We start from the raw sequence: 6,117 nt of genomic DNA on the forward strand, positions 1-6,117 counted from the left end.
TCCCTGGCCTGAAATTATCGTTTTCCACTATGCAGCCAGAACGGTTCCGCGGCCAGCGCCTGGCGACGGAAATATTCAATGACGCTGCTGTCCCGGTGCTCAACGGCCCGGCGAAGCTCTTTCCAGTTTTCCAGCCACGGCGATGCGGCGTCGGCGTAAGCGCCGGCTAACAGCTGAACAGTGTCGATCTCGCGCGCCAGCCGCGGAAGCTGACCTTCATACTCGTCGCCCAGCGACTGCAGGAAGGCATTTTTTAATTCTGCCGCCGCCCGCGAAAGCTGAATATCGGCAAAGCGTTTAAAAGATCCGGCAATTTTCTTCTGCCCATTTTCGTTGAGGAACTCGCGCCAGCCGCGGCTTACCAGCCATTCCGTCAGCATCAGCTTGGCGCTCACTGCGGCGATGCTGAACAGCGCCGCCTGCGCATTTTCGGCCTCTGACAGCGCCGCTTCCGCTGCGCTCAGCTGCTCGCGCAGCGCCGCGCTGGCTTTACGCGGCACGATACCGCCAAACAGCGCCAGCGTATGGCGCAGGCGGGCAATCGCGCGCAGAATTTCGCCTTTTGCCGCCGGGTTGCCGCGGCTCAAGACTTCATCATGATAGAGCCAGTGGGCCAGGGCATTTTCCAGCGCCGCCTCCATTCCCTGCTCAACGCTGGCCTTCGCGATTGCCGGCAGGATATCCAGCGCGATCGGCGGCCGTTCGCCGTTGCCATGGGCCAGATGGTAGCCTCGCGCCGCCTTGCTCAGGCTTCCCTGACGCAGCGCGCCGGTATCCAGCAGACGACGGGCGAGGGTCAGGACATCTGCGGTATTGCCAGACAGCAGCTCCAGCTCCAGTTCACAAATCGCTTCCTGATGCTCACCGGCCTTTACCTCGCCGCGATCGAGGGCGATCTCAATCTGGCTATCGCCTTCGCTGACCACCCATTTTTCACGTTCAAAATCAGTGCGGAAGAGCGGCTGTACGCTGTTCTCCAGCTCGGCAGGCAGTTCGCCCTGCGGCCAGACTTCCGCCGGCAGCAGGCTCAGGGCCAGGGCCAGCTCCGGTTTCTCCAGCGGGATGTTGTACTCCGGGCGCTGATGCAGCCCACCCACCACTCGTCCGGCAATTTTCAGGGTCATTTCGTAACGACCGCGATCGCCGCGGATACGCAGCCCCATATCGTGACGGCGCAGCCAGTTATCCGCCGTTTCATAGTAGATATTGAGCAGCTGTCCTGCGGGCGTATGCTGCGCATTGAGCGTATTAAGGTGCTGACGCAGCGTTTCCACACCGCTGTCGGAGACGATAAACTTTAATTCGATTTCTTGCGCCATAACTGAATTCTTCCGCTTCTGTGCTCTGCAGGGAAAATACGGCGAACTAACGCCGATATTTCTTGTCAGTAGATAATATTTTGCGGCGAATCGCCATGCAATGCGCAATTTGCCGGGCCACCTCCTGGATGTTTCCGATTGTGGCGGAAAACTTTGCGTCGCTATGGTGATGCCACTACTATCGTTCAACTTTTTATGACCAAACGATGACCTGATGCCAAAATTACGCCTGATTACGATAACTTTGCTGGCGCTTAGCGCCGCTACGGCGGTTCATGCAGAAGAAAAACGCTATGTTTCTGATGAACTGAACACCTGGGTCCGCACCGGTCCTGGCGATAATTATCGCCTCCAGGGAACCATTAATGCCGGGGAGCAGGTCTCTCTGCTGCAGACCAACGACAGCACCAACTATGCCCAGATCCGCGACGGCAACGGCCGCACCGCCTGGATCCCGCTGAAAGAGCTGAGCAACGAGCCCAGCCTGCGCACCCGCGTACCGGATCTCGAAAATCAGGTTAAGACCCTGACCGACAAGCTAAATAACATCGACACCACCTGGAACCAGCGCACGGCAGACATGCAGAAAAAGGTCGCCGGGAGCGATAACGCCATTAACGCCCTGAAAGATGAGAACCAGAAGCTGAAAAATGAGCTGGTTGTCGCGCAGAAAAAGGTCAATGCCGCCAATCTGCAGCTTGATGATAAGCAGCGCACCATCATCATGCAGTGGTTTATGTACGGCGGCGGCGTGCTGGGCGTCGGCCTGCTGCTTGGTCTGGTGCTGCCGCACCTGATCCCGAGCCGCAAGCGTAAAGACCGGTGGATGAACTAATTCGTCTTCTCTGCCAGACTTACGTATCATCCAGCGCAAAGTGGATACGGGAGAAGCAGGCGTGAAGATTTATTTGGTCGGCGGTGCCGTCCGGGATGCATTACTCGGACTACCGGTCAAAGACAGAGATTGGGTGGTGGTGGGCGCCGCGCCCTCAGAGCTGCTTGACGCGGGCTACCAGCAGGTAGGCCGCGATTTTCCCGTGTTCCTGCACCCGCAAAGCCGGGAAGAGTACGCCCTGGCGCGAACCGAGCGTAAGTCAGGCGCCGGCTACACCGGCTTCACCTGTTACGCCGCGCCGGACGTCACCCTCGAACAGGATTTGCTCCGCCGCGACCTGACGGTTAACGCCCTGGCCCAGGACTCTGACGGCCAGATTATCGACCCCTACGGCGGCCAGTCCGATCTGCGCCAGCGCCTGCTGCGCCACGTTTCACCGGCCTTTAGCGAAGATCCGCTGCGCGTTCTGCGCGTAGCGCGCTTTGCCGCCCGCTACGCCCATCTCGGCTTTCGCATTGCGGACGACACCATGGCGCTGATGCGCGCGATGGCCGACGCCGGCGAGCTGGCGCACCTGACCCCGGAGCGGGTATGGAAAGAGACCGAGAGCGCGCTGGGCACCCGCAATCCGCAGGTCTTTTTCCAGACCCTGCGCGACTGCCGCGCGCTCGGCGTGCTGTTCCCGGAAATCGAGGCGCTGTATGGCGTACCCGCGCCGGCCAAATGGCACCCGGAAATCGACACCGGCCTGCATACCCTGATGACCCTGAGCATGGCGGCGATGCTGTCGCCGGAAATCGACGTGCGTTTCGCGACCCTGTGTCACGATTTGGGCAAGGGGCTAACGCCGAAAGCGCTCTGGCCCCGCCATCACGGTCACGGGCCGGCCGGCGTCAGGCTGGTCGAGCAGCTTTGCGCCCGCCTGCGCGTCCCGAATGAGATCCGCGACCTGGCGAAGCTGGTCGCCGAGTTCCACGATCTGATTCATACCCTGCCGATTCTGCAGCCCAAAACCCTGGTCAAGCTGTTCGACAGCATCGACGCCTGGCGCAAGCCGCAGCGGGTGGAGAAAATTGCCCTCACCAGCGAAGCCGACGTCCGCGGTCGAACCGGCTTCGAGGCCTGCGACTATCCGCAGGGGCGCCTGCTGCTTGAAGCGTGGCATGTTGCCCAGTCGGTATCGACGAAAGAGGTGGTAGCACAAGGGTTTAAAGGGCCGGAGATTCGCGAGGAGCTGACGCGTCGGCGTATTGCGGCCATCGCGCAGTGGAAGGAAGAACGCTGCCCTCAGCCAAAAGACTGAGGGCCAGGGTCTTAGAAGAAGACCACGTAAACAACTGCCGCCACGATAAAGCGGTAGATTGCGAACGGGATAAACGAAATACGTTTAATCAGCTGCAGGAAGGTTTTAATCGCAATCAGCGCCACGATAAACGCCATAATAAAGCCGACGGCAAACATCGGAATATCGCTGGCGTTCAGGAAGCCGATGCTTTTATAAACGTCCAGCACGGTGGCGCCCATCATCATCGGTACTGCCAGCAGGAACGAGAACTCAGAGGCCGCATAGCGGCTCACGCCCATTAGCATACCGCCGGAAATGGTCGCGCCGGAGCGAGAAAAGCCCGGCCACAGCGCCAGGCACTGGAAGCAGCCAATCACGAACGCCTGACGATAGGTCATATCGTCAACGCCTACCGCGCGCGGCTCCTTCGGCTTCAGCACCTCAGCGGCAATCAGCAGCACGCCGCCGACAATCAGCGCGTACATCACGTTTATCGGGTTGAACAGCGACTTAATGGTGTCGTGGAATATCAGGCCCAGCACCACCGCCGGGATCATCCCCAGCAGAATATGGATAAGCGACAGGCGACCGCTGCCCTGCCCTTCATGCGCAGGTGGTTTACCGAAATGAATACCGATCAGGCCAAACAAACGACGCCAGAACATCACGACAACGGCAAGAATAGAACCTAACTGAATGACCACCTCAAACGTATTTGCAGTATCACCTTCAAACCCCAGCAGATGGCCAACAATAATCATATGACCAGTACTGGAAACAGGTAAAAACTCTGTCAAACCCTCAACCACACCCAATATTGCCGCCACCAGCAGCGAGTGTATATCGCTCATCCAATAAACCCTTTAAAAGTAAAATGAAAAAACCAGGCACTACGAGCCATGCCATCAGGCGTCATTGGGGCAGCCAGCTAGGCCTCGGACGGCGCGTCAATTCCGGAGCGTACACGGAGTACGCGAGGAATTCGAGCCCCGTTCAAGGAGAAGATGGCAAATAAAATAACCTGATGGCCGGCACTAAGACCTGTATAAGCCCAAATTGTTTAATCAATATGACCTTAAAAGTTTTGTTTCAGATTAAGGCCACGCTCAATGATGACGCCAACGTTGGCCGCGCGGGCAACCGCTCCCGGCTTGCTGACTTTAATTCGCACCCACGGCGAGGAAAATTTTGCCAGCAGCAGATCGGCAATCTCTTCAGCGACGCGTTCCACCAGCGCAAAGCGGCCCCCCTCAACGTGGCTGATAACCAGCTCGCTAATATCGGCATAGCTAAGGCAATCGCTCACATCATCGCTGGACGCCGCCTTGCGGTTATCCCACGCCATTTCGATATCGAACACCAGCTTCTGTTCAATGGTTTGTTCCCAGTCATAAACACCGATAGTGGTGATTACCGAAAGTTGCTCTATAAATACAATATCCATCACGACCTGCCTGCTTTTTGGCTAAACCGGATACCACTTCCGGCGAATTATGCGTATTATCCACAGATGCAAAGACATCCCCTAAATAATTTGCGTTGCAGGAAGGCGGCGGCGCAGCGAGCTTCCGGGAGCATAGCATCACTATGTATCCGGACGCGCGAGGAGAGCCAACGCACCGGCCGCGCCAAGGATGACGGGGATAAAACGACACTTTCAAAATGGAACAGCTGATGAGTGCAATCGCGCCTGGACTCGTTATCCTTGCCTACCTCTGCGGCTCAATTTCCAGCGCCATTCTGGTTTGCCGCCTCGCCGGCCTGCCCGACCCTCGCGATAGCGGCTCGGGCAACCCCGGGGCGACCAACGTCCTGCGAATTGGCGGCAAGGGAGCGGCCGTAACGGTGCTTATTTTCGACGTGCTCAAAGGCATGCTGCCGGTCTGGGGCGCGTGGGCACTCGGTCTGACCCCTTTCTGGCTGGGCCTGGTGGCGATCGCCGCCTGCATTGGTCATATCTGGCCGGTGTTCTTTAATTTTCGCGGCGGCAAGGGCGTTGCGACCGCCTTCGGTGCCATTGCCCCCATCGGCTGGGATTTAACCGGCGTCATGGCCGGAACCTGGCTCCTGACCATTCTGCTCAGCGGCTACTCTTCGCTCGGCGCCATCGTCAGCGCGCTTATTGCGCCGTTCTACGTCTGGTGGTTCAAGCCGCAGTACACCTTTCCGGTATCGATGCTCTCCTGCCTGATCCTCCTGCGCCATCACGACAACATCCAGCGCCTGTGGCGTCGCCAGGAGACCAAAATCTGGGCCCGGCTGAAGAAGAACAGGAAAAAACCGCCGCAGAAATAACCGCCACGCCCGGCGCCGCCGGGCACGATTTTCCCCGACAATATCTTTTGATTCCCCGTCCTGACAGCCAATCATTCCACCGCGCTGCCGCTTCAAAGATAAACCTTTCGCAACAATCACTTAGTTATGTCTTATAACCAAAAATGATTTATTGGCCCGCCCGCCGATGTTTACTCTGAATCTCCTGATAAGACATAACAGAACAATAATATGACAGACGTAATCAATTCGGCGCCGATTGCTGCGGCAGGGTCGCCCGACGGGGAAGTTAAATGGATACGCGGCGCGGCGGACGTTTCGCGCCTGATTAACGAGGGCAGCAGCGGGCGCAACAACGCGCGCATCGTCATGGGCATCGCGCTGGGCGGCATTCTTCTCGATGC

The 6,117-nt window shown here is 58.1% G+C and carries 6 protein-coding genes and 1 pseudogene; 4 read left to right on the forward strand and 3 right to left on the reverse strand.

The window, feature by feature from the left end:
• Positions 1-14: 14 nt before the first annotated feature.
• Positions 15-1,319, reverse strand: coding sequence for a CYTH domain-containing protein (locus tag PFH44_RS10915; protein WP_283825011.1), 1,305 nt, complete (start codon positions 1,317-1,319; stop codon positions 15-17).
• Positions 1,320-1,533: 214 nt separating this feature from the next.
• On the opposite strand from PFH44_RS10915, the gene PFH44_RS10920 reads away from it, so the two are divergent.
• Complete coding sequence (locus tag PFH44_RS10920) at positions 1,534-2,154, forward strand: TIGR04211 family SH3 domain-containing protein (RefSeq protein WP_041147288.1); 621 nt, start codon at positions 1,534-1,536, stop codon at positions 2,152-2,154.
• 61 nt (positions 2,155-2,215) lie between these two features.
• Entirely contained in the window at positions 2,216-3,457 is a 1,242-nt protein-coding gene (locus PFH44_RS10925; RefSeq protein ID WP_045856831.1) for a multifunctional CCA addition/repair protein, read from the forward strand.
• A gap of 11 nt (positions 3,458-3,468) precedes the next feature.
• On the opposite strand, the gene bacA is transcribed toward PFH44_RS10925, so the two are convergent.
• Together bacA and folB are read right to left on the reverse strand one after the other, a co-directional pair.
• Complete coding sequence (gene bacA / locus PFH44_RS10930; protein WP_045856829.1) at positions 3,469-4,290, reverse strand: undecaprenyl-diphosphate phosphatase; 822 nt, start codon at positions 4,288-4,290, stop codon at positions 3,469-3,471.
• A 224-nt stretch (positions 4,291-4,514) separates the two neighbouring features.
• A complete protein-coding gene (gene folB, locus PFH44_RS10935) occupies positions 4,515-4,883 on the reverse strand; it encodes a bifunctional dihydroneopterin aldolase/7,8-dihydroneopterin epimerase (protein WP_045856827.1) in 369 nt (122 codons plus the stop codon).
• A gap of 230 nt (positions 4,884-5,113) precedes the next feature.
• Between folB and plsY the strand changes: the two genes are divergently transcribed.
• Positions 5,114-5,734, forward strand: coding sequence for a glycerol-3-phosphate 1-O-acyltransferase PlsY (gene plsY, locus PFH44_RS10940; protein ID WP_045857872.1), 621 nt, complete (start codon positions 5,114-5,116; stop codon positions 5,732-5,734).
• A gap of 210 nt (positions 5,735-5,944) precedes the next feature.
• Positions 5,945-6,117, forward strand: a pseudogene (locus PFH44_RS10945) (MFS transporter); the annotation flags it as partial.

This window comes from Klebsiella sp. Ech2A (genome assembly GCF_030078455.1).
Classification (GTDB): Bacteria; Pseudomonadota; Gammaproteobacteria; order Enterobacterales; family Enterobacteriaceae; genus Klebsiella; species Klebsiella terrigena.

Bases quoted from the DNA above. Each gene is read 5' to 3' on its own strand.
- PFH44_RS10915 (WP_283825011.1), bottom strand. From the start codon at position 1,319: ATGGCGCAAGAAATCGAATTAAAGTTTATCGTCTCCGACAGCGGTGTG.
- PFH44_RS10920 (WP_041147288.1), top strand. From the start codon at position 1,534: ATGCCAAAATTACGCCTGATTACGATAACTTTGCTGGCGCTTAGCGCC.
- bacA (WP_045856829.1), bottom strand. From the start codon at position 4,290: ATGAGCGATATACACTCGCTGCTGGTGGCGGCAATATTGGGTGTGGTT.
- folB (WP_045856827.1), bottom strand. From the start codon at position 4,883: ATGGATATTGTATTTATAGAGCAACTTTCGGTAATCACCACTATCGGT.
- plsY (WP_045857872.1), top strand. From the start codon at position 5,114: ATGAGTGCAATCGCGCCTGGACTCGTTATCCTTGCCTACCTCTGCGGC.